Source organism: Rhodococcus sp. IEGM 1306, assembly GCF_036541985.1.
GTDB classification, from domain to species: domain Bacteria; phylum Actinomycetota; class Actinomycetes; order Mycobacteriales; family Mycobacteriaceae; genus Rhodococcus_F; species Rhodococcus_F qingshengii.
This window is the reverse complement of the sequence record NZ_JAZHFF010000005.1, coordinates 120,100-146,813: the sequence shown is the minus strand read 5'-3', so window position 1 is coordinate 146,813 and position 26,714 is coordinate 120,100. Positions and strand designations below refer to the sequence as shown.

The following is a 26,714-nucleotide window of genomic DNA, read 5'->3' as shown; positions in this document are numbered from 1 at the left end:
GACGTCAGTAGACGTCCCGGACGTAGCGCTTCTCCGCCGAAAGCGCCTTCACGTACGCCTCGGCACTACGAGGTGCCAGTTTTCCGTGTTGAGCAACCACCCCGTTGAGGGCACTGTCGACGTCCTTGGCCATCCGGTTGGCATCGCCGCAGACGTAGAAGTGCGCTCCCTTCTGCAACCACTCCCACAGCAGCGCACCCCGCTCACGCATCCGGTCCTGGACGTAGACCTTGTCGGCCTGATCCCGTGAAAATGCGAGGTCGAGTTCGGTGAGGAATCCGTCTTTCCGCAATTCTTCGATTTCTTCGCGGTAGTAGAAGTCGGTAGCGGCGTGCTGTTCCCCGAAGAACAGCCAGTTCGGACCCGTGTGCCCCAATGCCCGCCGCTCATGCAGGAAGGCACGGAACGGCGCGATGCCGGTCCCCGGTCCGACCATGATCATCGGGGTCTCGGGATCGGAAGGTGGCCGGAAATGGGTCGACTTCTGCACGTAGATACCGATGTCGTCATCGTGGGCGTGGTCGGCGAGGTAAGTCGAGCACACCCCACGCCGTGGGACACCCGCAACGTTGTAGCGCACCGCGGACACCGTCAACTGCACTTCGCGTGGGTTCTCCTTCGGACTGGAAGATATCGAGTACAGCCGCGGCTGAAGCGGTTTGAGTAGCGAGAGCCATTCGTCCGTCGAGGCACGAACGGGCGACTGCGCGAGAATGTCGACGGACTGTCGTCCCCAAGACCAATCTTTGAGCGTGGAGACGTTCTCCGGCTTCAACAACTCGGCCAAGTCCGAATCGCGGGTTCGTTGATGCACGAACCGAATCATGTCGCTCGAGATTCGAGTGATCTCCAAGCGCTCGGTGAGCGCGGTACGCAAAGTCATGGCACCGTGCTGCCCCAAGTCGACGGTCTCCTCACCGTCGAGGCCGGTAAGGGTGAGCCACTCGTCGACAAACAGGGAACTGTTCCGCGGCCAGACTCCGAGAGCGTCTCCGGCTTCATAACTGACAGTGTCGTCCGGAAGGTGAAAGCCCAACTGCCGCACATCTTTGGAAGAGCCTGGCCGGTTGAGCACGATATTGCGCGTCAAGGCTGTGGCCAACGGTGCCTTCTTGTTGTATTGCAGCGGCGCCGACATCGCCGGTGAAATCGGCACGGCCGCAACGGTTGTCCCAGAATTCTTTGCAACGACGACGTCGGCCGTCTCACCAGCCGCCGAGCGCTGAAGTTCAGCCGTGACAGAGTCCAGCCATCCAGCAGCGGTGTCCTCGAAATCGGGCTCACAGTCCGCGCGATCGACGATACGACTGGCGCCCAGTTCGGCAAGGCGGGCGTCGAGCTTTCGTCCGTGTCCACAGAAGTCGGCATAGTTCGAGTCACCGAAAGCGATGACTGCATAACGTGTCTCGGCCATGCGGGGCGCCGTGTCAGCAGACAATGCATCCCAGAAACCACTGCCGTTGTCCGGGGATTCGCCGTCACCGGAGGTACTGGTGATCAGCAGGACCTCTCTGGTAACTGCCAGGTCGGCGGCCGGGAACTCGTCCATCGCGTGCATCACCACGGGCAAGCCAACTTCCCCGAGACGAGCAGCGCAGGCTGCGGCAAACTCCTCCGCGTTTCCGGTCTGCGATGCCCAGAGCACCACGATCGGCGCGCGTTCCGGCGCAATGCCCGCACTCGATGACAACGCAGGCCCATCCGTGTCAGGGAGTGCGGTCCGCGAGTACAGGCCGGCCAATACGCCGTCGACCCACATCCTCTTTTCGGTCTCGAACGGCGCAGTCGACGGCAAGGTCGGCACACCGGCAGTACGATCACCGTCCGCACGCAACGCCGCGAGAATGCCGGCCAGGTAGCTCTGTTGCAGTGCGTCGAATACCACTGCAGGTGTTCCTGTTTGACCGATGACCCCGGCCAGGACATCCGTTCGCGACAAAACCCGATCATCCGGCGCAGGAGCCTCCCGCGGCGACTCGGCGAGCACTGTCTCGGGTGTGTTCACTGCGACCTTCGTCATAGTGACGGCACAGGCTTTGAACTCCGGTTGTTGCGAGGCAGGGTCAATCGCGTCGTTGGTGACGGCGTTGATGGACAGGTACTCACCGAAGGCGTCGTTCCAGTGAAACGGTGCGAAGCAGTTTCCCGGACGCACTCGGTCGGTGACAATCGCCGGGAGCACAGCGCGGCCGCGGCGTGAGGCAACCTCGATCGCATCCTTGTCGACGACGCCCAGCCTGGCGGCATCGTGGGGATGGATCTCGACGAAGGGACCCGGGTTGAGTTTGTTCAGCTTGGCCACCTTGCCGGTCTTGGTCATGGTGTGCCACTGGTGCGCGAGACGACCGGTGTTGAGCAGGAACGGGTAGTCGTCGTCGGGCATTTCGGCGGGAAGCATGTGCGGCCTTGCGAAGAACATCGCCCGGCCAGTGGAGGTGGGAAATGCGAGCCGCGGAGTGCTGCCGTCCTCGCGGATCAGGAGCCTTTGACTGACACCGTCATTGAGGTATCGGATGGGATGACGGTCCTGATCACTGTCGGGCGGGCACGGCCACTGGATTGACGTCTTGCGGAGTCGCTCGTAGCTGACGCCGCGCAAGTCGTAGCCGGTCTTCGGATTCCAGAACTGCTTGATCTCCTCGAACACCTCTTCGGCGCAGGTGTAGGTGAACGCCTCGCCATACCCCATCTCGCAGGCGATGCGGGCGATGATCTGCCAATCAGGCAGCGCCTGCCCGACCGGATCCAGTGCCTGCTGAAAGAGCGTCAGGTTGCGTTCGGAATTGATCATCACTCCGTCCGACTCTGTCCACAGTGACGCGGGCAGCAGAACATCGGCGTATTCGTTGGTCTCGGTACCCAGGAACGCATCCTGGGTGATGACGAGGTCAGCCTTCTCCAAGCCGTCGATGACGGTCTTGCGGTTGGCTACCGTTGCAACAGGATTGGTGCAGATGATCCAGCACGCCTTGATCTCCCCCGCCGCCATGCGGGAGAACAGGTCGATGGTCCCGCCGCCGATGTCGGTGCGCAGAGAACCCGCCGGGATCCCCCAACGCTCCTCGACGAATTCGCGATCGGCGTCGACCGTCACGGCACGCTGGCCGGGCAAACCTGGCCCCATGTAGCCCATTTCACGCCCGCCCATCGCGTTCGGCTGCCCGGTCAGCGAGAACGGACCGCTGCCGGTCTTGCAGATTGCTCCAGTCGCAAGGTGAAGGTTGCAGATGGCGTTGGTGTTCCACGTGCCGTGGGTGCTCTGGTTCAACCCCATAGTCCAACAGCTCATCCAGTTGGCAGCCTCACCGATCCACTGCGCTGCAGTGCGGATGTCGGCTTCGGGGATACCCGTGATCTCACTGACCTTCTCCGGGGTGTACTCCGCGAGGAAACCGGGCATCACCTCCCAGCCTTCGGTGAAGTCGGCGATGAAGTCGGGATCGGTGTGGCAGTTCACGACGAGCAGGTGGAGTAGCCCGTTGAGTAGCGCAAGATCTGTGCCGGGAGCAATCTGCAGGAACAAGTTCGCCTTGTCCGCGGTGGCGCTGCGTCGAGGATCGACGACGATCAACTTCGCGCCTGCCTTGATCCGCTCCTGCATCCGCAGAAAGAGGATCGGATGGCAGTCTGCCATGTTCGCGCCCGTCACGAAGAACACGTCGGCGTGTTCGAAGTCCTGATAGGAACCGGGCGGTCCGTCGGCCCCGAGAGACTGCTTGTAGCCGGTGCCTGCACTCGCCATGCACAACCGGGAATTCGATTCGATCTGATTGGTTCCGATAAAGCCCTTGGCCAGTTTGTTCGACAAGTACTGGGCTTCGAGAGACATCTGCCCGGACACGTACAACGCAAACGCGTCGGGGCCGTGCTCGTCGATGATCCCACGGAGGCGGTGGGCGGTTTCGGTGATGACGGCGCCGATGTCCGCCGATTCGATCGCATCACCTCGGTGTGGACGGCGATATGCAGATTCCATACGCCCCGGACCTGCGAGCATGTCTGCTGTCGTGGTCCCTTTGGTGCACAGACGCCCGAAGTTGGTGGGATGTGTCTTCAGACCGGAAGACTTCGCAGCCTTCCGACGACCCGTCTCCGGATCGGTGATGATGTCGAGGACGAGACCACAGCCGACCCCGCAGTACGCGCAGAGTGTGTCGACACTGGTGGTAGTGAGTTGAGCGCCCATCGATTCATGCATCCCTTCGACCGAGGATCAAGGTCGATTTCCATCTTCGGATGCAGTTGTTTCGGGAGTTCATGCCCGATGTTGCGTAACAATCACTCTTTCCTCACCGTCCCCTTCTGACCGATGTGCGGTCCCGGAACCAGCGGTCGTCGACGGGTGGCGACACGCGAATGCCCAGTTCTAGCCCCTGCCGCCGAATCGAGCGATGTAGTGCCAGACCTTCTTGACGCCCTGCGGATCGAAGGACGCACCCCGGGCGAACCCCAGGACGGCAGGCGTCAGTCGCCCGTCGATTGCGATCTCTCGCGCGAGGTCGACGACGGCCGCTCCCCGATATTCGGGATGTTCGGCGACCTCATCGACGTCGACCGCGTAACCGTCGTGCCACAGCACCGGGCATGGGAGCGAGTGGGCGATCTCTTCGATGCGTGAGCTCCGGTAGCTCGGGTCCAGGACGAGTGCCTCGACGTCGGTTCCGATGTCGACGGCGCCGTGGACGTGCGCCTCGATGTAGTGGTCGAGCGGATCGTCGAACTCGGCGGCTCCTGCGGCGTCGACCAGGCTCATCGCGTCCGCCGTTCCGAAGAGATCGGGTTCGAAGACACTGTCGGGAAAGCAGAAAGTGGTGCGGTCGAGTGTGTGCTCGGCAAGCCGGAAGTAGGACGAGCCGAACCGAGGAGATGCCCCGTACGGATCGGCGGAAAAGTTCAACGATCCGTACTTCGGCCGTTCCGACGGCTCTCTCTCGTCGTAAGCCCCGCCGAATATCCGACTCTCCCAACGCCAACGATCGCCGCCGTGATGCGCCGTCAGTCCGCCGTTGCTGGTTCGAGTCTCGAACTGGGTCACGTAGGTGCCTCGACGTGCGATCGAGGCCAGAGTCAGACCACGCTCAAATGGGAGGTCTGGATGAAAGTGCAACGTCACCCGGTGATTTCGATCCACCTGGTGACCGTTCGAGAGACTGCGCACGTGCGCAATCGCGGCAGACGAGGGAGTGGAATCAACAGGCATTCGCCCATTATCCGGATACGGAAGCAGCACCGGTGAAGAAGTCGACCAGTGAATACGGTGCGCCTTCACCGAGGCAGAGATCAAGGATCACGTGCGAGTCCGCGGCCTCGGATGCACTGCGTACAAACATCGCTTCCTCGTAGCCGCTCAGTGCCGCTTCGATGTCGTCGGGGTGCGCGGCGATCGCCCTTCCCAGTTCGGCGCCGTCGAACATGGCCAAGTTCGCGCCCTCACCGGATGGAGCCATCAGGTGTGCCGCATCACCGAGGAGCGTGACCCCGGGCACACGATCCCATCGATGCTCGTCGGGAAGGGCATGGATCGCCCGCGGAATCGGAGCGGTTTCGCCGTCTGTGATCAGTGCAGTGAGTTCCGGTGCCCAACCGTCGAACTCGGCCGCGACCCGCGCTGTCGCAGCGGCAGCGTCGGTGAAATCGATACCGGCAAACCACTCCGCCGTACGGTTCAGCTGGACGTAGGTGTGCACGATGTCCCCCGCCTCTCGATGCGCGGCGATCGCTTGTCCTGGTGCGGGCGCGTACATCGCCCCGCCACCGACGGCTTCGGCTGCAGCCGAATGCTTCTCGTCGACGTTGTAGAGGTAGGTCTCGACGAACGTGGTGCCGACGTATTCGGGCTTCGCATCGGAGAGCAGCGGCCGGATCTTCGACCAGGCACCGTCTGCACCGACGAGGAGGTCGGTAGTCACTGTCGAACCGTCGGCAAAGGTCAGTTCGTGTCGGCCGTCAGCGCACTCGTCGGCTGTGTTCGGTGAGCCGAGCGAGCGGACACTGTCGACCTTGCGTCCCCATTCGATCGTGTCGTCCGGAAGGGAATCGATCAGGATCCGACGGAGGTCTCCGCGCAGCACTTCGGGACGTGCTCCCGTGCCGTCGTCGGGTTCGTCGAGGAGCACGGTGGCGTGTTGATCGAGTACGCGCGACGCGGCGCCGCCCGCGTGGATGATCGCGCGGAACTCGTCGATGAGGCCGGCAGCCTGGAGCGCCGCCTGGCCATTGTGTTCATGGATGTCGAGTTGTCCGCCCTGGGTACGGGCTTCTGCCGACGGTTCAGCTTCGTAGATTTTCGCGGGAAGGCCGTGAATGTGGAGGACGCGCGCGAGGGTCAGGCCGCCTAGGCCCGCCCCGATGATCGTTATCGAGTTGCTCATGTTTGTTTCCTTTCAGGCTTCTATTGGAACGTCGTTCCAGTGATCATCTTGGAACGGCGTTCCAGACATGTCAAGATGGTGCGCATGGCGACCAGGAATCAGCGGACCGAACGACGTACGGACGCGCTCTCGAAGGAGCGAATCGTCGAGGCTGCGATCGAGATCCTCGACGACGAGGGCGAAACTGCGCTGACATTTCGCGCACTCTCCGCACGCCTGGCAACAGGAAGCGGGGCGATTTACTGGCACGTCGCCAACAAGAGCGAACTGCTCGCCGCGGCGACCGACGACGTCATCGCCCGCGTGACAACCGAAGGAACCGAAAGCGCAACTCCACGCGAGGCGATCCGGATCATCACCCTCGGTGTGTTCGACGCGATCGACGCTCACCCGTGGGTCGGCACCCAACTCTCGCGCGAGCCGTGGCAATCAGCAGTGATGCAGATCTTCGAAAGTCTCGGCACACAGCTCCAGGCGCTGGGCGTTCCCGAATCGGCACAGTTCGACTGCGCGTCCGCACTCCTGAATTACGTACTCGGCCTCGCCGGCCAGTACGCCGCGGGCGCCCGCCTCCTCCCCCGCGAGACAGACCGATCCGCTTTCCTTTCGACCGTCGCCACACGATGGGACGAACTCGACCCTGCGAAGTACCCGTTCCTCAATCAGGTGTCGACACAACTGCGCGACCACGACGACCGCGAGCAGTTTCTGGCAGGTATCAATCTCATCCTCGCGGGGATCGACACCGCCAGATAGCAGCCGCAGCCGTCAGCGCGAATGAACAGCAGTGTTGGAACCGAGCGCGATGTCGAGGAAATCCCTTGCTGCACCGCGTAATCCGCGATCTGGATCCCAGACGGCCTGGAGCCGCCTCGGCATCCGCAAGCCGTCGACGTTGACCGCGACCAGTCGCCCGTCCGTCAGATCTGCAGCCACGGCCAGCGACGAGAGAACGGCGGGCGCATTGCCGGCCACTACCGCAGCTTTGACGGCCGTGCACGAAGTGAGCTCGAGCAACGGCGGCACACAATCGGGAACGGCATTCTCGAGCGTCAACCGCGTACCGGACCCTGACTCGCGCTGAATGAGCGGTGTGCGTGCGAGGTCTGCAACCGGAACGGGCACACCATTGGCCCAGTCGTGTCCCGGCGGCACAACCACGACGAGGTGATCACGTGCCACCTCGCACGACGCGAGCGCCGACGGCACATCCGGCCCTTCGACGAATCCGATGTCGGCCTGGCCTGCCTGCACTTGAGCAGACACGTCCGAGGAATTGTGCAAGCTCACCGACGCCACGACGTTGGGGAACTTGTGCCGCATCGCGACCGTCCATCCGGGAACCAGATACTCGGCGATGGTCATGCTGGCCGCGACGGTGACGGCAGCGTCGCGTTCACCGCGAAGTGCCGCAACTCCCGATGCCATTTCCTCGGCACTGACGAGGATGTGACTTGCCCACTCGAGAATCAGACCGCCCTCGGCGGTGGGACGAACACCGGTCGCCGCTCGATCGAAAACCTTGATGCCGAGCTGACGTTCGACCGAACGCACACGGGCGCTGACTGCCTGCTGACTGAGTCCGTGCTCCCGGCCGGCAGCACCCATGCTGCCCAGACGCCCTACGGAAAGCAGGACGTCGAGGGCACTGAGCTCCGGCACCCGAGGGGACAACGACATAGACCAAGATTAGACCCACAAGGCGAGTTTGTGGGCATTCAAGGACAACCGGTCTACCGGTACGAACCGGATGAGACGACAGTGAAATACATGACCACCACCACGAGTCCCACCTTCGCCCACATCACCCCGAACTGGTTCGCGGCAGCGATGGGAACGGGAATCGTCTCGGTGGCCGCCGCTTCGCTCGAACCGGAGATCGAGGGCTTGAAACTGGTCTCCGAGATCTTCTGGGTTCTGGCGGTTCTCGTACTGTGCGCCTTGATCGGAGCATTTGCCACCCATTGGTCACAACATCGATGTCAGGCCGTCGCCTACCTGCACAGCCCCGCGATGTTCCCCTTCTACGGCGCCGTCGCAATGGCACTTCTGACCGTGGGATCCGCAACCGGCATCACCGGCCCGGACTTCCTCGGCCACGACGTGGCGATCACCGTGTCGCTGACACTGTGGACACTCGGCACGGCACTCGGCCTGGTCACCTACGTCGTGATGATGATTCGACTCGTTCGAGATGCCGGGATGGCGACGGCAATGCCGTTCTGGCTCATGCCCGTCGTACCCCCGATGGTCTCGGCCACCACCGGCGCAGCCGTCAGCACCCACATGCCCGAAGGCGCTCCGCGCGTCGCGGTACTGGTCTTCTGCTACATCCTGTTCGCTCTGGCGCTGACCGCCGCCATCGGCATTCTGGTAGCCGTCGCCAGGCAGTTCGCACGCAACCACTCGGCGGGCGTCGACGTGATCCCGTTCAATGCCATTCCCTCACTGTGGATTCCGTTGGGCGTGATCGGACAGTCGATCGCAGCATCCAACCTGTTGGCCGCCGCCTCACGGCATGCACTCGGTACCGAGCACGCCGACACCCTGCACGAATTCGGAATCGCATACGGAACCGTCGTCGGAATCATCGGCGTGATCGCGTTTGTCACCGTCACCGTCGTCACCATCCACGCACTGCGCCGCGGATTGGACTTCTCACTCGGCTGGTGGAGCTTCACTTTTCCCATCGGAGCATGTGCCGTCGGCGCGAATGCATTCGGAGTCGCCACCGGTTCGACGCTGATTCTGGGAATCGCACTTGCCCTGCTGACCGTGCTGATCCCCATCTGGGCAACCGTCGCGGTACGGACCGTCCGCTCGATCCGCAGCGGCGCACTTCCCGCAGCCGCCTGAAATCGCACCGATGAGTTTCGGCTCGCCGTACGGTCTGTACTCACGTAGACCATTGTCGAGAGCGGGAGTACACGGTGAGTCAGTTGTTACGAGTGCAGAATTTCAACGTTTCCAGCGACGGAATAGCATGCGGTCCGGACCAGAGTTTCGAGAGCCCGTTCGGCCTCGACCACGGTGAAATGTTTGCGTGGGCGGGAGCTACGGCCAGCTGGCCCAACCGCACCGATCCCGGCGGCGGCCGCGGCCTCGACGACTATTTCACCCGAGACTTCTCCAACAACATCGGTGCCGAAATCATGGGCCGCAACAAATTCGCACCCCACCGCGGCCCTTGGGAGAATCTCGAGTGGCAGGGCTGGTGGGGCGACGAGCCACCGTTCCACACCCCGGTATTCGTCTTGACCCACCACGTGCGGCCGTCATTCACACTCTCGGACACGACATTCCACTTCGTCGACGCCGACCCGGCGACGGCCCTCGAGCAGGCACGTGAGGCGGCGCAGGGCAAGGACGTTCGACTTGGCGGCGGAGTCAGCACTATCCGTGAATTCCTCGACGCCGATCTGGTCGACACGATGCACGTCGCTGTCTCACCGATCGAATTCGGATCCGGTCTACGCCTGTGGGAGACACCCGACGAATTACGTGATCGCTTCAACCTCGAAATCGTGCCGAGCCCGAGCGGCGTGACGCATCACCTGTTCTGGCGAAAGTGACCTGTTGGGGCAGCGCCGAATGCGGGGCTGCCCCAACAGCTACGCCCTATTCCCCGGTCTCGACCTGACGACCCGACTGGTACCACGCCATCGTTCCACCGGCCACCGAAACGGCATTGATGCCGCGGGCCTGGAGATATTCAGCGGCTTGCAAGCTCCGTCCCCCGACGGCGCAGATGATGTACACCGTTTCTGCGTCCGGGATCTCGCCGACGCGGGCGACGAACTCGCTGAGCGGAATGAGCGACGCACCCGGAACGCGCACCTGAGCGAACTCGTCGGCCTCACGGACGTCGATCAACGGCTCACCCGCCGCCAGCGCCGCGTCCAGTGCATTCAAGTCGACTTCCAACATTTTTCTGCGTCCTGCCTTCGTGTTCGCTGCTGTCCGAATAGACGGTACCGCGTGTTTTCCTGCGGCTCCCTTTACGATCTGACAATGACCAATACCGTTCCCGAAAAGTCGGGTTTTTGGAGTCGCCCGTCCTTGTGGAAGTTGCTCTCGGTGATCGTCGCCTATTTGGCCTTCTACCTCGCCGTCGGGCAGGTTACCTCGCGGGTTTTTGCCGACCAGATCGACACGGACAACGTTGTCGCAAGCGCTTCCAGCATCATCTTCGGCGTCGCATTGCCTATCGCGATCGGCGCAATCGCACTGCTGATCTTCGCGACCAAGCTGGGCTGGCTGCGCGACATCTTCGGACCACAACCCATACGCGGGCGCGGGTGGATGTGGATCGGCCCGATTATCGTGGTCGCCGCCATCGCTGCACACCTGGTCGGAACGGATTGGAGCGAGTGGTCGACCGGGGAGATCGTTTCCCTGATCGCTCTCGGTGTGTGCGTGGGGCTCGCGGAAGAACTGCTCACCCGAGGTATCGCCGTGAAGATGCTCCGCGACGCCGGCCACCGCGAACGGTTCGTCGCGGTCGTATCGTCCTTGTTGTTCGCGCTCATGCACACCGTGAACTTCATTGCGGGGATGGAACTGGCAACCGTTCTCGGCACAGTCGTCTATACGTTCGGATTCGGCATGTGCATGTACCTGACCATGCGAGTGACGGGGACTATCTGGGCCGCAATCGTGTTGCACGGCCTCACCGACCCCACCACCATTCTCTCGACCGGCGGGTTGGACACGTCCGTGACTACAGAGGTGAGTGGCGCCGCCGCGATCGCGTCCCTCCTGACGGTCCTGTTGATCGCTTTCGGTGTAGTTGCCATACTCCTCATTCGAGGCCGAGTCGGCGAAGACCAGCCCACACACGTCACGGCCTGACGGCTCGAGACGTTCGGACATACTTGTACCCATGCCTTCTCGAACCACATACTCGATCGCCGTCGTGACTGCGTCGTGCGTATTGGCGCTCTCCGGTGCCGTCACTCCGGCCACCGCAGGGGTTCCGGCCGCTCCCGAAGCCGCGACTACCGAATCCATCGCATCGGAGTCGATCAGCGATCTGTACGCAGCCCAGGGTGCGCACGAGGTGGCTGCCGATTCCGTTCCCGGGTACCAACTGTTTTACCCAGCCGACTTGTCCGCTGACGGCAATCGGCTTCCTGTCGTCACCTTCGGCAACGGCAGTTACGCGACTTACGAGGAGTACGAAGCCCTCCTACGTCACCTCGCGTCGTGGGGTTTCGTCGTCGTGGTAGCCGACAGCAGCGTCACCGGAGACGGTACCGAGATCTTGGCTGCCGCCCAGTACATCGTGGATCAGGACACCAACGCGGAAAGCATCTTTCACCAGCGGATCGACACCGACAACATAGCCTCGGTGGGGCACTCGCAGGGTGCAGGCGGTGCGATCAACGCGGCAACTCGGTCGACGAATCTGATCACCGCCACGGCGGTGCTCGATTTGCCGGACCCGTGGTGGGCCTCGCGACCCGTCGACGTGATCGACGTGGCGAAGTTGACCGGGCCGACGTTCTTCATGACCGGCGCCGACGACCCTGTCTCCACCGCCGATCCGCAAGCGGAGTACTTCGACGAAACCGCGGGGCCGGCCGTCCGCGGCAGACTGCTTGGCGTCGGCCACAATTGGGCCGTCGACGGCGAAGGATTCCGGGGTTACCTGACAGCGTGGCTGAGGTTCACCCTCAGCGGCGACCAGACTGCCGCACGTGCGTTTGTCGGCGACTCGGCGGAAATCCTCACCGATCCCCATTGGGACCGGCAAGCAATCAAGGGTTTGTGATGACGATCTTGCCGTAGGCCCGCCCGGATTTCTGCTGCTCGAAAGCGTCAGCGAGGCGGTCGAGGCTGTAGGCAGAATCTATGACGGGACGAAGCGCGAGGCTTTCCAGACCTGCAACCATCTGCTCCTGATGTGTACGACTGCCCACCAGAACACCTTCGATGGTGACCTGTTTGGTCAGGAGCGAAGTCAGGTCGATCGACGACGAGGGGCCGTTCATGATGCCCAGCGCGCAGATCCGGCCGCCGGGTCGGACTGCTGCGAGAGATTGACCGAGGGTGGACGGCCCGCCGACGTCGAGGACAAGATCGATTCCGCCGCTGAGCCGCATCGCCTCCGCTCCCCAGTCCGGGCGCTCGCGGTAGTTGACCACGTGATCGGCACCGAGCTCGGTCAATCGAGCCATCTTGTCGGCGGCCGACGAGGTTGCGATCACCTGAGCTCCAACAGCTTTGGCCAGCTGCACGGCAAACAGCGCTACCGTGCTGGTCCCGGGGATCAACACCGTCGAACCTGGGATGATCGGAACGCCGGCAAACAGTGCGCGCCACGCTGACAATCCCGCGGTGGGCAAGGTAGCGGCTTCCTCGTAGGTGTAGTTTCGCGGCATCACTGTCACAGCCGCTACCGGCACGGTGACGGTGTCGCGGGCGAACCCGTCGGCACCGTCACCCGGTGAATTTCCGAATCCGTCGAAATCCGGTGCGCCGCTCCGCCAATGCGGCAGATAGGTGCTCATCACGCGATCTCCGACGCTGAACTGCGTTACGCCGTCTCCGACCGCAACGACCTCCCCGGCAGCATCGGACAACAGGATCCGCGGACCGTCGGTGGCTATCTCGCCGGTCGCCACGAGGTAGTCGTGGTGGTTGAGCGAATTCGCGTGGATCGCGATCGTCACTTCGCCCGCGTCCGGCCCTGGCGTCTCGATGGTCCTCGATTCGAGGTTGTTCAATCCTCCGGGCGGAAGTACGTACACGGCGCGGTTGGTCATGGTGTGGATCCTCGCACGAATGATGATTTCGGGTGATGTTCGGAAAGATGCTGCGGCTCAGAGAAGAGAAGCGGTGAACCCTCCGTCGAGAACCAGACTGCTGCCGTTGCACCACGACGACTGGTCACTGGCAAAGAACACTGCCGCGGCGGCAACTTCCTCGGTCCGGCCGTAGCGCGTCTGCTTCGTGACCATCAAATCGTCGAAGCCGCCGGACTCGAGGCCGAGGGCGTTCTCGAAATCCTGCTGGTGACTCTTGACCAGGTCGGTATCGATGAATCCGGGCAGCAAAGCGTTCGCGCGGATTCCGTGAAAGCGAAGTTCGGCCGAGAGGGTTTCGGTGAGATTGCGAACCGCAGCCTTGGCGGCGGCGTAGCTGCCGATCAACGGCGACCCTGTTGTCGACGAGATCGACGAGATGTTCACGATCGAACCGCCACCGGATGCGACGAGCGCGGGTAACGAATGACGGACGGTCAAGAACACTCCGTCGAGATTGACGGACATGACTTTCCGCCAGTCCTCGAACGAGGTCTCGATCAGTGGAGTAGTAATGGCGATGCCGGCGTTGGGTACTACGACGTTCAGTCCGCCGAACTCGTCGACCGCTCTGGCGACGAGATCCTTGACCTGCTGTTCGTCGGTAACGTCGGTAGTGACAGCGATCGCCCCGTCGATCGAGTCCGCCACTGCCTGTGCTGCGTCACCGTTGATGTCGGAGACTACGACGCGGGCACCCTCCGCCCCGAATGCCCGGGCGATTGCCGCACCGATGCCTGCGCCTGCTCCGGTGACTATCGCAACTTTGTTCGCGAGAAGATCAGACATGTCAGCGTTCCCCTTCAGCTCTCGGCCGGGACGTAGAAGAGCAATTCGGGACTGGTCTCACCGGTGGTCGCGATGGCCTCGGACATGTCGAGAGTTCCGTCGCCCAAAGCACTTCCCAACGCCTGGGCGGTGCCCGCGAGATCTTCCGTGTCGAGTTGATAGATGCTCAGGTAGCGGCGCGCGGGCAATGCCTCCTCGGGCAGCAACTGCACATCCGCGAGAGAGAATCGGGAGGCGGAGACAACCCCGGGCACTCGCTCGACGACCTGCGGGATATGTACGTCGTCGTACCAGCGGTTGAATGCTTCCTCCGAAGACGGATCGGCGGGGTGTACGTGTGCGACGAGAATCGCTGTGCTCATGAAGTTCCTCTTCGACTCGAAGTGCTTTGGATTCAGCATGTTTGGAAGGCGACGATATTCACGCGCAAGGCAACTGACCGCGGCTGCGTGTGGTGAATCGATCGCGCTCAAGCGACAACCCTAGGGAGCAAATGTGACCCGCACCATATGCTCGGAGGTCAGAGTTGAGCTCCGCCTTTGTCCTCTCGGCACAAAACTGTCTCTCGGCACTAACACGGTGGCCAGAATCAGGCGTTAACGGAAGTCTCGCGATTTGGCCGTAACTCGCAGATCCATCAGCTGCATCCGGTCTGCCACGACGGTGACAGCGCCTTCTGCATTTTGCACCTTCCCTCGAATAAGCAACGCCGGCGCCGTATTTGCCAGTTTTCGGTACTTTGCCCACAACCCCACCGAACACACGACATTGACCATGCCGGTTTCGTCTTCGAGGTTGATGAACGTGACGCCCGCAGCTGTTGCCGGGCGCTGCCGGTGTGTGACTGCTCCCCCCACCAGCACACGGTCACCGTCCGGGATGTCGAGAAGTCTCGACGCCGGCACCACGCCAAGCGCGTCGAGCTGTGGGCGGAGAAACTGTGTCGGGTAGGTGTCGGGAGATACTCCTGTCGCCCAGACATCCGCTGCCGCCAATTCGACGTCGCTCATTCCGGGCAGGGTGGGAGCTGTGACCGATGCACCGATACCCGGCAAGCGGTCGGGGCGCTCCCCTGCCGCAGCGCCCGCTGCCCACAGCGCTTCTCTACGCGAGATGCCGAAGCTGGCGAGCGCACCGGCGGTCGCCAACGATTCAGCCTGTGCGGTAGTCAGTTCCACCCGGCCGGTCAGATCGAGAAACGACGTGAACGGTCCACCGAGGTCACGCCGTTCGACAATCTTCTCGGCCAGTGCATCGCCGATGTTGCGCACCTCCCCCAATCCCAGCCGAACCTCGAATCCACTTGCCTCGACGGTGGCGTGCGCAAGGCTGACATTGATGTCTGCACCGTGTACCTGCACTCCGTGCCGGCGCGCGTCGGCAACCAACGACTGCGGCGAGTAGAAACCCATGGGCTGCGCGCGCAGAAGTCCGGCGCAGAACGCAGCGGGATGATGGAGTTTGAACCACGAGGAGTAGAAGACCAGCGCGGCAAAACTCTGTGAATGGCTTTCCGGGAAACCGAAATTGGCAAACGCATACAGCTTTTCGTAGATCCGGTCGGCAACCTCGTCGCCGATGCCGTGTAGGTCTCGCATGCCCTGATAGAATCTCGCGCGCAGTTGTTCCATCTTCTCGGTGGAGCGTTTCGATCCCATTGCCCGACGCAATTGATCGGCCTCGGACGGCGTGAAGCCCGCAACGTCGACGGCCATCTGCATCAACTGTTCCTGGAACAGCGGAACCCCCAACGTGCGTTCGAGTGCCTTCTCGAGCGACGGATGGTCGTAGGACACAGGTTCGAGTTTGTTGCGCCGACGAATGTACGGATGCACTGATCCGCCTTGAATCGGCCCCGGACGGATGAGCGCGACCTCGACCACCAGGTCGTAGAAGTTTCGAGGCTTCAGACGCGGCAGTGTCGCCATCTGCGCACGTGATTCCACTTGGAACACCCCCACCGAATCTGCCCGCTGCAGCATCTCGTACACCGCCGTTTCCGACAGATCGAGTTGCGCCAGATCGACTGTGATGCCTTTGTGTTCGGCCACCAGATCCATCATGTAATGCAATGCAGAGAGCATGCCGAGGCCGAGCAGGTCGAACTTGACCAGCCCAGCGGCAGCACAGTCGTCCTTGTCCCACTGCAGGACACTACGATTGGCCATTCGCGCCCACTCCACCGGGCAGACGTCGGCGATAGGACGATCGCAGATGACCATGCCGCCCGAGTGTATACCGAGGTGCCGCGGATAGCCTTCGATCTGCGCCGCCAGTTCGAGTACCGGACGCGGAATATCTGTATCCGCATTCTTGTCGATACCACCCCACCGGCCGACCTGCTTACTCCACGCATCTTGCTGTCCCTGCGAAAAGCCCAGTGCCCGAGCCATGTCCCGCACCGACGACTTTCCTCGATAGGTGATGACATTGGCGACCTGCGCGGCATACGTACGCCCGTACTTCGCGTACACGTGCTGGATCGCCTCTTCCCTACGGTCGGACTCGATGTCCACGTCGATGTCGGGCGGGCCGTCACGTTCGGGCGCAAGAAACCTCTCGAACAACAATTTGTTGCGAACCGGATCGACATTGGTGATGCCGATCGCGTAACACACCGCCGAGTTCGCAGCGGAACCTCTTCCCTGACAGAGGATGTCGTTGTTCTTGCAGAACGACACGATGTCATGCACCACCAGGAAGTATCCGGGAAAGTTCAATCCCTCGATGATGGCAAGTTCATGTTCGAGCTGTTTGTATGCCTTCGGTGCACCTTCCGGCGGTCCGTAGCGTTCCAGCGCCCCCACCATGGTGAGCTCACGCAACCACGACGCCTCGGTATGCCCGGCGGGAACGTCGAACGGTGGCAGTTTGGGCGCGATGAGCTTGAGATCGAAAGCGCACTCACGACCAAGATCGGCGGCACCACTGACAGCCTCGGGATAGAGCGAGAACAGTGTCGCCATCTCCGCGCCGGACCGCAGGTGCGCTCCGCCGGTAGGGGCCAACCATCCTGCTGCCTCGTCCAAGCTTTGACGCGACCGCACAGCCGCCATTGCCATGGCGAGGCGTCGACGCGGAGGAGCGGCGAAGTGCGCGGCGGTGGTCGCCACCGTACGTAGTCCATGCTCTCTCGCCAATTCGGCCAGAACGGCATTGCGCTCGTCGTCCTCCGCCAACCCATGATGGGTGAGTTCCACCGACACTCGCTCCGCCCCGAATCGCTCGACCAGATCCAGCAAGGCATCCGCCGCTGCTTCGCGACCACCCGACGTCAAGGCTTGCCGCACATGACCTTTCCGGCACCCGGTCAGGATCTGCCAGTGGCCACCGGCCGCTTCGGTCAGCACGTCGTAGTCGTACTGCAGTTTGCCCTTCTCGCCGCCCGCCAGATGCGCGGCAGCGATCTCCCGCGAAAGCCGGCGATACCCTTCCTGCCCACGGGCAAGCACCAGGAGGTGTGTTCCACCGGGATCTGCCGTGCCGGTTCTGGGTACCGAGTCCAGAGAAAGCTCAGCTCCGAAGACTGTGCGCATTCCCCATTCACGTGCGGCTTCCGCAAACCTCACCACGCCGTAGAAGCCGTCGTGATCGGTGACGGCGATAGCTTCGAGCCCGAGACGCACTGCTTCCTCGACCAGCTCTTCCGGCGGCGATGCACCGTCGAGGAAACTGAAGGCCGAGTGAGCGTGCAGTTCTGCGTAAGGAACTACACCGGCACCACGGGTGAGCTCGCCCGCGTGGTACTCGCCGCGCTTTCTTGACCAGGCGGGGCTGTCACTTCCATCGCCCGGAAACAAATCCTCATGTTCCACACGGCCGGGTCGTCCGGAAAGCACCCGTTCCATCTCGGACCACGTCGGCGGCCCATTTCCCCAACCCACACTGACCTCGCACCTGATCGAGTCGGCCGTCAGGGACGACCGACTGCTCGAGGATGCCGAAAGGGAAGACGCACCACATGCATCGAACTGATGTTCGATGAGGATTCAGTCTGCCAGGTCGCTCACCCACAGTCAACAGAGCGAATCTCAACCCTCACCGTCTCGTCACATTCAGATGTACGCATGTCTGCACTCCGTTCACTTTGGCCCCAGATCATTAGCGGCGTTCATAATCTCCATCCATACTGTTTCCAGGAGTACTACTCGTATGTCGTTCTCGCGCAACACACGTAGGTTGACGGCCGTCGCCGGCGCCGTCGCCGTTCTGGCCGCTGCCGGCTGCAGCAGCAGCGCCGACGAGGCCACAGGCTCGAACGGCGCGACCGTCGATCGCGCCGCGACCGGCGAATTGTCCTCGAACGGTGGCGCTCGTCGCATCGACGGTGATCAGTCGGCCGCAGTGCGCGACGCCGTCAATGCCTCCGGCGCGAAGAACGTCATCCTCCTGATCGGGGACGGCATGGGCGACTCGGAGATCACAGCCGCACGCAACTACGCCGAAGGCGCTGCGGGCAGCTTCCCCGGCCTCGACGCCCTGCCGATCACCGGCCAGTACACGCACTACGCGTTGACCAAGGACGGCAAGCCCGACTACGTCACCGACTCCGCTGCCAGTGGATCGGCATGGTCCACCGGCACCAAGACCTACAACGGCGCGATTTCCGTCGACATCAAGGGTCAGGCCCAGTCGACCGTCCTCGAGATCGCCAAGGCGAACGGCAAGGCCACCGGCAACGTCTCCACTGCCGAGGTGCAGGACGCCACCCCCGCAGTGCAGGTCGCACACGTCAGTGGCCGCAAGTGCTACGGGCCGGAGGCAACGTCCAAGTCCTGCCCGGAGAACGCCATCGAGAACGGCGGCAAGGGGTCGATCAGCGAACAGCTCCTCGACACCCGAGCCGACGTCACCTTTGCCGGCGGCGCCAAGTCCTTCGCTGAGACCGCGAAAGCCGGTGACTGGCAGGGCAAGACACTCAACGAGCAAGCTGCCGCTCGTGGCTACCAGCTGGTGAAGAATGCCGCCGAGATGAACGAGGTCGGCAAGGCAGATCAGGATGCACCTGTGCTCGGCTTGTTCGCCGACGGCAACATGCCCGTCCGCTGGGAAGGCTCTGTCGCCACCCGTGACGGTTACCTGCAACCCGCCGAAACCTGCGTCGACAACCCCAAGCGAACCTCCGACGTACCCAAGCTCGCGGACATGACGCAGAAGGCGATCGACCTACTGAAGGTCAACGACAACGGATTCTTCCTCCAGGTCGAAGGTGCCTCGATCGACAAGCAGGATCACGCAGCCAACGCGTGCGGTCAGATCGGTGAAACCGTCGACCTCGACGAAGCTGTGCAGAAGGCACTCGAATTCGCGAAGACCGACGGAGAAACCCTGGTCATCGTTACCGCCGACCACGCTCACACCAGCCAGATCGTCACCAACGTCAGCGCGGACGACATCGCCACCATCGCCAAGGACCAGAATATTCCGGTCGAGCGCGCCCAGGAAATCGTCTACCCCGGACTGACCCGCAAGCTGACCACCAAGGACGGCTCGGAGATGACGATCAGCTACGGAACGTCCGAGGATCCGGCTGTCGAGTCCGAAGGACACACCGGAACTCAGTTGCGTGTAGCAGCTTTCGGCCCGCACGCCGCCAATGTCAGTGGCCTCACTGACCAGACCGATCTGTTCTTCACGATGACCGACGCGCTGGGTCTCGACCGTTCCAAGGTCGCAGCTCACTGATCCGACAACACCTGAATCCGCTCACCCACAGTCACACCAGAGCGGCCAAGGCGCGCACCCTATCTTCGGGTGCGCGCTTCGGGCAACTGGTGCACTTGCCTTCACCGGGCACCTCGTAGATCAGGCAGCACGACGCCCGCTGCGTGAATCTGCGTCGCCCTGATGCCACTGGTGTCAATGGATTGGAAACGCGCACAACACTTTCATTGCGGTCGACATCGACGAAACGCGGAACCGGAATGCCCGGGTTCTCGCCGCGGAGAACATCGATCAGACCGGCCGCAAATGCACTTCCACGCTCCCTCGCGCTACCGGCTGCGTCAAGGCTGCGATTGGCGATGGAATCCGTCGTGATCGCCCACAGCGCCTGCTGCCGAACGCCGGACACCTCGGCGAGTACTTCGATCACGGGGCTGAGTGAACGGAACATCGCGTGACCCAACTCCGCCACACTCCGCGAGATCGGAATGACCGATCCGGCAGCAAACCCGCCCAGATAGCCGTTGTCACGCAAGAAGATCCGCCCACCGTCCAACGATGGATCGGCCGCGAACCCGGTGACCATCCCGGTTCCGATCGGAATGCCGGTCAGTGTCGAGCTGGCCGAGTACCACCACAACGTGCAGTTCACTCGGCTGTCCGAACTCCCCCACCGCTCGGCCGTATCGGCGACGCGAGCTGCCAACCACTGGGGGTCGGTCATCAACACCGCGGGCACCGTATCCGGATATGCGGTCAGGTCGTCGAAGAACGGCACAGCTACTGCCATACGGGCGTAGATCCCGGCTATCGATTCCGTCATGCCAGCCCCAATATCTCCATCCGCGGGCGTACGCCGCGTTCGACTCGCGCCTTGATGCCGAAAACCTCGGCCAACAGCGGCTCGTCCAACACCTCGACCGTAGACCCACACGCGCGGAGTTCACCTTCGGTGAGCACGGCAAGGTTGTCGCAGTACTCGACTGCCAACCGTAGATCGTGCATCGTGACCACAACTGCGAGCCCCGCCGACGCCAGTTCGGCGAGCAATTCCATCACGATCAACTGGTGACGAAGATCGAGATGATTGGTCGGCTCGTCCAACAACAGAACCTTGGGCTCCTGAGCCAATGCGCGCGCTATCGAGACACGTTGCCGCTCACCGCCCGACAGAGTCGACACGTCCCGTCCGGCAAGCTCGACCAAACCGACCTGCTCGATGCATCGATCCACGATGGTTGTGTCACGATCCGTGCTTCGGTCCAACCAGCTGCGGTGCGGAGTTCGTCCGAGTGCGATCGATTCACGGACCGAAAGTCCTGCCGAGACAGTAGGTTCCTGAACACTTGCCGAGATGGTTCGGGCGATGTCCTTACGCGAGAGCGTCGTCGAGTCGGCTTGATCGATCAGAACTGCGCCACCTGTCGGAGTCAAAGCGTTGTAGCAGCAGCGCAGTGCCGTCGTCTTGCCACTGCCGTTCGGTCCGACCAAGCCCAATATTTCACCGGACGTCACTGCGAAAGTGATGCCGCGCAAGACTTCGCGGTTGCCGAGCCTCGCCCGGGTCTCGACGAGTTCGAGCAGAGGCGCAGCTTCGGCATCCTTCGGGAGTGTCCCTGTTCTGGCCTGTGTCACTGTTCTGATCTGCGTCACTGTTCGAGCCTCCGATACTGCCGGTAGAGCATCCAAACGAAGATCGGTGCACCGACGAGAGCGGTGATCACTCCGACCGGAACTTCAGTGGATTGTGCCACCGAGCGCGCAGCGGTATCCGCGGCTACCATCGCGACGGCGCCCAGCAGGGCTGCAGCAGGGAGCAGTCGAATTGCTCTGGTGCCAACGATGAAACCGGCCAGATGTGGGATCAGCAGACCGATGAATCCGATTCCACCGGCAACGCTGACTGCCGCGCCCGCCAGTACGGAGACCGCAAGCAAGGACAACACACGGAACCGTCGGACGTTCATACCGAGTGCAGCAGCCCCGTCGTCACCGGTCTGCAAGACGTCCATCCACCGCGAACTGAACAGAAGGGCGGTACCGACGACGACCAGCGTGATCGTCGGGAAGATCAGCGTCGACCATCGCGCATCACCGAATCCGCCGGCGAGCCAATGCATAACTCCAGTGATGTGACGCTCGTCCGCAATCACCAAAAGACAAAAGGTGATCAATGCCGAAAATATCTGTCCGAGTGCAACACCCACAAGAATGATCGCAGTCGGCTGCGGATACCGTCCACCAATCAGTAAGGCGAGGAACAACGGAATCATCGCCCCGATGAACGCTGCAACAGGAATCGTGAATACGCCGAGCATTCCGGTTCCGATCCCTAGAACCGTCACCAAGACCACCATGAATCCTGCGCCCGACGAGACACCGAGCAGATATGGATCGGCAAGCGGATTACGCGTGACCGCCTGAGCGACCGCGCCCGCCATGGCCAACGAAGCACCCACCACCGCCGCGGTGAGTGCGCGGGGTAGGCGGGAGTCGATCACGATCGACTCCCGCGCCGCGGTCCACCACGTCTCGAAAGTCCCCGGCGCCAAACGAGCTCCGACTATCGCCCACACGTCACCGACGGGAATACGAACCGACCCGAAGGACACCGCCAGCCCCATGACCACGGCAAGCGCCACACACAGCGCTGCAAGCAAGGCGGTATAGCTGGAACGAGACCTGGTCACTGTGCCGGAACTACGCCCGGATGCAGACCCGCCGCGATGGTCTGGGCCGAGCGCACCAGACGAGGGCTCTCGAAGAAGTCGTCGAGAGGAATGACCACAAATCGATTCTGTTGGACGGCTGGAGTGGTGGCCATGACGGGATGTGACTTCAGGAAATCGATCTTCACTTGAGCGTTCTCAGATCCGTAGTCCAGGACTACGATCGCCTGTGGCGCGCGCTCACCCACGACCTCCCATGTGGTCTTGACATACGGGCGCTCACCCTCGGAGTAGATGTTCGTCGCTCCCGCATAACCAGCGACGAGCTGACCGACGCCCACTCCGCCGATTGTCGTCGGAACATCCTTGCCACCGTCGTAGAAGAACGTCGGCACCGGCTGAGCATCTCCGACTGCCGCCTTCACCGCGTCGAGCCCTTGCGTTACCTGATCGGTGACCTTGGCTGCTTCGCCTTCGACTCCGAGGATCCTCCCCAACTGCTCGTAGTCGTTTTCCAGCATCGAGATGTCGGGGAATCCCTGGCCGCAGTACTCGGAGAACAGAAACGTGTTGATTCCGCGTTCGGCGAAGAGGTCCCGCGAGCGGCCTTCCTTCTCTTGAAATGCGCTACTCATACCTCCGACGACAAAATCGGGATCGAGATCGAGAATCTGCTCGGCGGTCGGGTATTCCTTGGCGAGGTTGGTGATCTTCGCGAACTGCTCGGCGGTCTCGGGTGTTGGTGTGCTGTCGCCGTACCCCATCCCGACGATGCGGTCACCGACGCCCATCTCGATGAGTACTTCGGTGACGTGATCGTTCATGGTGATGATCCGCTGGGGTGGCGAATCGAACGTCACTGGCCGATCGCAGTTCGTGATGGAAACCGGCTGTGCAAAGGATTCGGTGGTTGAAGAACCACCAGCCGCTTCGCCTTTGGAACAACCTGCCGAAACCAAGGCGACCGCGATGAGAACAGCGGCGGTGCGGGACGGGGAGAACTGAAGTGACACGGGGACCTCGTAAGGGCTCTGAGCCACGAATGAGAATCCGACAGACAACTCCGCCCGCACGCTGATCCTCGGCCAGAGCTCCTGCTGGACTTCCTTTTCGTAGACCACGACGAATGGATGTCGCACACCGCGCGGTGGGTAATCGGGCTTGCCGACGCTCGGTGACTACCGAGAATCGACCTACCGTTGCGGGTCAGCGCCGGATTCGGACCGGCTTCCCCCACACGCGTGGCTTGCAAGTGCTTCGAGCAGTATGCATGACGTTTCCGATTCAAGACCAAACGCCCACTACAGTCGATCTGGCCAGACACCCCCACACACCGGAGTTGATACATGACACGCTGGGCCCAAACCGTCGTCGCCCGGAAATGGTGGGTACTGAGCCTCGCGGTTCTGATTGTTCTCATCAGTGGGGTGTGGGGACTCGGAGTGTTCGGCAAGCTCAGCCAGGGCGGATTCATCGATCCGGGCAGCGACTCCGCGAAGGTCGCCGACATCATCGAAGACAATCTCGGCCCGCAGACCCCGGACATCATCGCGATCTACACGCCCACGGACGGTAAGTCTCTGGACGACATCGGCCCGGCAGTGACGGCCGCCGTCGACCAGTTCAAGACGGAAGTGCCGACGGCATCGGTGAAGTCGTACTGGGGAACGGACGCCGCGGCCAAGGCCAGTCTGCTCTCGAACGACGGATCCATGGCGGCCGTTGCGATCACGTTGGCACCGGACTCGGGCGTCACACCGGCTACTTTCGCCGATCTCTTGCCGAAGCTCGAAGTCGAAGGTGCCGAGGCACAATTCGCGGGTAATACGGTTGTCGGCGTCGCGTTCAACACCAAGCTGGAGAAAGACCTGGTGGTCGCCGAAGCCATCGCCATTCCGATCACTCTGGTGCTGCTGGTCTTCATCTTCGGCGGCGTCGTCGCTGCTGCGGTTCCGGTGTTCGTGGGTGTTCTCAGTGTCCTGAGCGCGTTGGCGGTTCTGCGGATCCTCACCTTGATCACCGATGTGTCCTCGTTCTCGATCAACGTCGCTTCTCTTCTCGGTTTGGGACTGGCCATCGACTACGGGCTGTTCGTTGTCGGCAGGTTCCGTGAAGAACTGAATTCGGGCTCGGACCCGGGAGCGGCTGCTCAGCGGACAGTTCTGACCGCGGGTCGCACCGTCATGTTCTCGGGTCTGCTGTTGATCTGCGCGTTCAGCGGCATGCTCGTTTTCCCGCAGGCCGTCATCCGGTCTCTGGGCTTCGGTGCGATCGCTGCAGTACTGAGCGCGGCAGTCCTGTCGCTGACCGCTGTGCCTGCGCTGCTTGCCATTCTGGGGCATCGCATCAACGCCCTGACGTGGCGCAAGGATGCGGCGCAACGCGGCGAGGAACGCTCGCGCAAGTTCTGGGGCCGCGTCGTCACGTGGGTGATGAAGCGTCCGGTCGCGGTCTCGGTGACGATCGTGGCCGTGCTGCTCGTGATGGCCTCGCCCCTGCTCGGCGCCCGTTTGGGAGAACTCTCGTACACCGCACTGCCGGACAACGACCCCGCTCGCGTCGCAATGGACACGTTGGTCAACGACTTCCCGCAGACCGGAAACGGCGCGACGATGATCCTTCAGGCCGAGGACGGGAACACTCTCACCCCGGCCGAAGGTGCAGCGATCGCCGAGTCCGCCGGTCAGGTCGAGGGCATCGGTCAGGCGACCGTCGTCGCGAGCACCAATCAACTGATCGCGGTTCAGGCTCTCTACAGCGAGGGCTCCACACCCCAATCACAGAGCGCCGCAGTGACAGATTTGCGCGAGATCTCCGCTCCCGACGGAACGGTGCTGCTTGTCGGCGGTGGACAAGCCATGGTCGACGACGGCAACAACGCCGTCCTGCACTGGTTGCCGGTGATGATCCTCATCATGGTCGGATCCACCTTGATCCTGTTGTTCCTCGCGTTCGGTTCGGTCGTCCTGCCCATCAAGGCGGTGCTGATGGCCGCACTGAGCCTCGCGACCACCTTCGGTGTCCTCACCTTCGTCTTCCAGGACGGTCACGGCGTCGAACTCCTCGGGGTCAGTCAAACTCCGCTGGAAGCGACGTTCGTCGTGCTCATCCTGGCGGTGGTCTTCGGATTGTCCACGGACTACGAGGTTTTCCTGATGTCCCGGATGGTCGAGGCCAAGAACGCGGGAGCGACGACGGAGGAAGCAGTCAAGTTCGGAACCGAACGCACCGGCCGCATCGTGACGGCCGCCGCCCTCCTCCTGATCGTGGTGACGGGGGCCTTCGCGATGTCCGGGTTGTCGGTGATGAAGTTCCTGGGCGTCGGCATGATCGTCGCGCTGATAGTCGACGCGACCATCATCCGTATGTTGCTCGTGCCCTCACTCGTGAAGTTGATGGGCGAAGCGAATTGGTGGGCTCCCGCGTGGATGAAAAAGGTCCACGCGAAGGTCGGCATCGGCCACTGACCGTGACTGGGCCATGTCGCTGGAGAGTGCCTGGGATCCTGCGGAAAGTTGTGTTTGACTAGGGGTCGTGGATGACTTACCCGAGAGTGTTGTGGTCGGCTCAGCAGCGTTTTCGCGAGTCGACTCGGACGATTCGTTGGCGTGCTGGACATCGATCATCGATGTCCAGGGGGTCGGTGACTCAAGGCCGGTGAGTCTGGTTATCGAGCCGGCCACCGTGCCGGAGTCGGCGGTGCGTGAGCTCGCTGCGACCGTGATGGCCCGGTTCGGTGAATTTGCCGAAGTCGCCGCCGATTACCTGCGTCAACAGCTGCGTGAGCCACAGTTCGGCCTCCCCCACTCCGAACTTGTGGAGTTGGACGTCACGGAGTCACTGTTCGGCGAACCTGAGGCGGTGATCTGGGCTGACGGAACCTGGCTGCTGCGGTTCGCTGAGTCAAGGCTCGAGATGGCCGATCCTTTCGGGATCGGTGTTCTGTTCGCGGGAACGACCCCGTATGCGGTCGAGGACTTGTCGGGCGCTGAACCGGTCTAGGTTTGCCGGCCTGGCCACGCCATCGCCTCGACGATTGTGCGCCGGTCTACTGGCGGACGGCCCGTGGCCTTCACCCCCTCGGACCAACGGCCGCCGCATCTCATCCGAAATCACGTAACGCGATGCAAGGAGGGCGCACCCACTGCGCCCGAAACTCTTCAGCAACAGGACATAGTGGATTTCCCTGATCGGGCAGTCGTCCTCGAGGATGACTGCCCGATCGCCTAAATCGCTCCGCAGGGCGATGTTCTCCGAAGCTGATTTCGTCAGACTTGGAGCATGACAATTTTCGAATGGATCCTTGCAATCCCCGCTCTTGCACTTGCCGTCGCGTTCTTGTTCTCCGGAATCATCACCGCGGGCATCGACTTCGACACCGAGGACGGTGTCATGACGCACTGATGGTCGTTTCC

The 26,714-nt window shown here is 62.3% G+C and carries 22 protein-coding genes and 1 riboswitch; of the genes, 9 read left to right on the top strand and 13 right to left on the bottom strand.

Going from position 1 to position 26,714, the window contains the following annotated elements:
- Positions 1 to 4: 4 nt before the first annotated feature.
- The 3 genes from V3587_RS16115 to V3587_RS16105 all read right to left on the bottom strand — a co-directional run bounded on the left by V3587_RS16115 (position 5) and on the right by V3587_RS16105 (position 6,371).
- Entirely contained in the window at positions 5 to 4,186 is a 4,182-nt protein-coding gene (locus V3587_RS16115) for a bifunctional nitrate reductase/sulfite reductase flavoprotein subunit alpha (RefSeq protein WP_283376942.1), read from the bottom strand.
- Positions 4,187 to 4,366: 180 nt separating this feature from the next.
- On the bottom strand, positions 4,367 to 5,200 hold the full coding sequence (locus V3587_RS16110) for a DUF3626 domain-containing protein (RefSeq protein ID WP_283376941.1): 834 nt from the start codon (positions 5,198 to 5,200) through the stop codon (positions 4,367 to 4,369).
- 7 nt (positions 5,201 to 5,207) lie between these two features.
- Positions 5,208 to 6,371, bottom strand: coding sequence for an FAD-dependent oxidoreductase (locus tag V3587_RS16105; RefSeq protein WP_283376940.1), 1,164 nt, complete (start codon positions 6,369 to 6,371; stop codon positions 5,208 to 5,210).
- A 75-nt stretch (positions 6,372 to 6,446) separates the two neighbouring features.
- Here V3587_RS16105 and V3587_RS16100 point away from each other — a divergent pair, with 75 nt between their 5' ends.
- The gene (locus tag V3587_RS16100; RefSeq protein ID WP_283377084.1) at positions 6,447 to 7,127 is read left to right on the top strand and encodes a TetR/AcrR family transcriptional regulator; all 681 of its coding nucleotides are present in this window, start codon (positions 6,447 to 6,449) and stop codon (positions 7,125 to 7,127) included.
- Between the two features lie 12 nt (positions 7,128 to 7,139).
- Here the strand turns inward: V3587_RS16100 and V3587_RS16095 are convergent, their stop codons facing one another.
- A complete protein-coding gene (locus V3587_RS16095) occupies positions 7,140 to 8,051 on the bottom strand; it encodes a LysR family transcriptional regulator (protein WP_019747644.1) in 912 nt (303 codons plus the stop codon).
- Positions 8,052 to 8,141: 90 nt separating this feature from the next.
- Here V3587_RS16095 and V3587_RS16090 point away from each other — a divergent pair, with 90 nt between their 5' ends.
- Both V3587_RS16090 and V3587_RS16085 read left to right on the top strand, forming a co-directional pair.
- The gene (locus V3587_RS16090) at positions 8,142 to 9,227 is read left to right on the top strand and encodes a TDT family transporter (RefSeq protein ID WP_283376939.1); all 1,086 of its coding nucleotides are present in this window, start codon (positions 8,142 to 8,144) and stop codon (positions 9,225 to 9,227) included.
- A 74-nt stretch (positions 9,228 to 9,301) separates the two neighbouring features.
- On the top strand, positions 9,302 to 9,943 hold the full coding sequence (locus tag V3587_RS16085) for a dihydrofolate reductase family protein (protein ID WP_283376938.1): 642 nt from the start codon (positions 9,302 to 9,304) through the stop codon (positions 9,941 to 9,943).
- Positions 9,944 to 9,989: 46 nt separating this feature from the next.
- Here the strand turns inward: V3587_RS16085 and V3587_RS16080 are convergent, their stop codons facing one another.
- On the bottom strand, positions 9,990 to 10,298 hold the full coding sequence (locus V3587_RS16080; protein WP_095968974.1) for a rhodanese-like domain-containing protein: 309 nt from the start codon (positions 10,296 to 10,298) through the stop codon (positions 9,990 to 9,992).
- A gap of 84 nt (positions 10,299 to 10,382) precedes the next feature.
- Here V3587_RS16080 and V3587_RS16075 point away from each other — a divergent pair, with 84 nt between their 5' ends.
- Together V3587_RS16075 and V3587_RS16070 are read left to right on the top strand one after the other, a co-directional pair.
- Positions 10,383 to 11,222 (top strand): CPBP family intramembrane glutamic endopeptidase, encoded by an 840-nt coding sequence (locus V3587_RS16075; protein WP_283376937.1) that lies wholly within the window; start codon positions 10,383 to 10,385, stop codon positions 11,220 to 11,222.
- A gap of 31 nt (positions 11,223 to 11,253) precedes the next feature.
- A complete protein-coding gene (locus V3587_RS16070) occupies positions 11,254 to 12,144 on the top strand; it encodes a dienelactone hydrolase family protein (protein ID WP_283376936.1) in 891 nt (296 codons plus the stop codon).
- Here V3587_RS16070 and V3587_RS16065 read toward each other — a convergent pair.
- The 4 genes from V3587_RS16065 to V3587_RS16050 all read right to left on the bottom strand — a co-directional run bounded on the left by V3587_RS16065 (position 12,131) and on the right by V3587_RS16050 (position 17,850).
- Positions 12,131 to 13,138 (bottom strand): zinc-dependent alcohol dehydrogenase family protein, encoded by a 1,008-nt coding sequence (locus V3587_RS16065; RefSeq protein WP_283376935.1) that lies wholly within the window; start codon positions 13,136 to 13,138, stop codon positions 12,131 to 12,133. The genes V3587_RS16070 and V3587_RS16065 overlap by 14 nt on opposite strands.
- Before the next feature lie 57 nt (positions 13,139 to 13,195).
- On the bottom strand, positions 13,196 to 13,966 hold the full coding sequence (locus V3587_RS16060; RefSeq protein WP_283376934.1) for a glucose 1-dehydrogenase: 771 nt from the start codon (positions 13,964 to 13,966) through the stop codon (positions 13,196 to 13,198).
- 14 nt (positions 13,967 to 13,980) lie between these two features.
- Positions 13,981 to 14,328 (bottom strand): hypothetical protein, encoded by a 348-nt coding sequence (locus V3587_RS16055; RefSeq protein ID WP_283376933.1) that lies wholly within the window; start codon positions 14,326 to 14,328, stop codon positions 13,981 to 13,983.
- Between the two features lie 234 nt (positions 14,329 to 14,562).
- Positions 14,563 to 17,850: an error-prone DNA polymerase gene (locus V3587_RS16050; protein WP_283376932.1), complete on the bottom strand. Its 3,288-nt coding sequence runs from the start codon at positions 17,848 to 17,850 to the stop codon at positions 14,563 to 14,565.
- Positions 17,851 to 18,118: 268 nt separating this feature from the next.
- Between V3587_RS16050 and phoA the strand changes: the two genes are divergently transcribed.
- The gene (gene phoA / locus V3587_RS16045) at positions 18,119 to 19,651 is read left to right on the top strand and encodes an alkaline phosphatase (protein WP_124566500.1); all 1,533 of its coding nucleotides are present in this window, start codon (positions 18,119 to 18,121) and stop codon (positions 19,649 to 19,651) included.
- A 31-nt stretch (positions 19,652 to 19,682) separates the two neighbouring features.
- Here the strand turns inward: phoA and V3587_RS16040 are convergent, their stop codons facing one another.
- Genes V3587_RS16040 through V3587_RS16025 form a run of 4 tightly spaced genes read right to left on the bottom strand, consistent with a single transcriptional unit; the run spans position 19,683 to position 23,312 of the window.
- A complete protein-coding gene (locus V3587_RS16040) occupies positions 19,683 to 20,453 on the bottom strand; it encodes a (2Fe-2S)-binding protein (RefSeq protein ID WP_283376931.1) in 771 nt (256 codons plus the stop codon).
- Complete coding sequence (locus V3587_RS16035; protein WP_200315674.1) at positions 20,450 to 21,283, bottom strand: ABC transporter ATP-binding protein; 834 nt, start codon at positions 21,281 to 21,283, stop codon at positions 20,450 to 20,452. Before V3587_RS16035 ends, V3587_RS16040 begins: the two co-directional genes overlap by 4 nt.
- The gene (locus V3587_RS16030) at positions 21,280 to 22,320 is read right to left on the bottom strand and encodes a FecCD family ABC transporter permease (protein WP_095968965.1); all 1,041 of its coding nucleotides are present in this window, start codon (positions 22,318 to 22,320) and stop codon (positions 21,280 to 21,282) included. The genes V3587_RS16035 and V3587_RS16030 overlap by 4 nt, the downstream gene beginning before the upstream one ends.
- Positions 22,317 to 23,312 carry an ABC transporter substrate-binding protein gene (locus tag V3587_RS16025; RefSeq protein WP_283377083.1) on the bottom strand — a complete coding sequence of 332 codons (996 nt, stop codon included), beginning with the start codon at positions 23,310 to 23,312 and terminating at the stop codon, positions 22,317 to 22,319. The genes V3587_RS16030 and V3587_RS16025 overlap by 4 nt, the downstream gene beginning before the upstream one ends.
- Positions 23,313 to 23,428: 116 nt before the next feature.
- Positions 23,429 to 23,576, bottom strand: a riboswitch (cobalamin riboswitch).
- Between the two features lie 69 nt (positions 23,577 to 23,645).
- Here V3587_RS16025 and V3587_RS16020 point away from each other — a divergent pair.
- From V3587_RS16020 to V3587_RS16010, 3 genes are all read left to right on the top strand, one after another.
- Positions 23,646 to 25,766 carry an MMPL family transporter gene (locus V3587_RS16020; protein WP_283376930.1) on the top strand — a complete coding sequence of 707 codons (2,121 nt, stop codon included), beginning with the start codon at positions 23,646 to 23,648 and terminating at the stop codon, positions 25,764 to 25,766.
- 67 nt (positions 25,767 to 25,833) lie between these two features.
- Entirely contained in the window at positions 25,834 to 26,301 is a 468-nt protein-coding gene (locus tag V3587_RS16015) for a hypothetical protein (RefSeq protein ID WP_283383813.1), read from the top strand.
- 279 nt (positions 26,302 to 26,580) lie between these two features.
- Positions 26,581 to 26,703, top strand: a complete 123-nt coding sequence (locus V3587_RS16010; RefSeq protein ID WP_019747629.1) for a hypothetical protein — start codon at positions 26,581 to 26,583, stop codon at positions 26,701 to 26,703.
- Positions 26,704 to 26,714 lie beyond the last annotated feature (11 nt).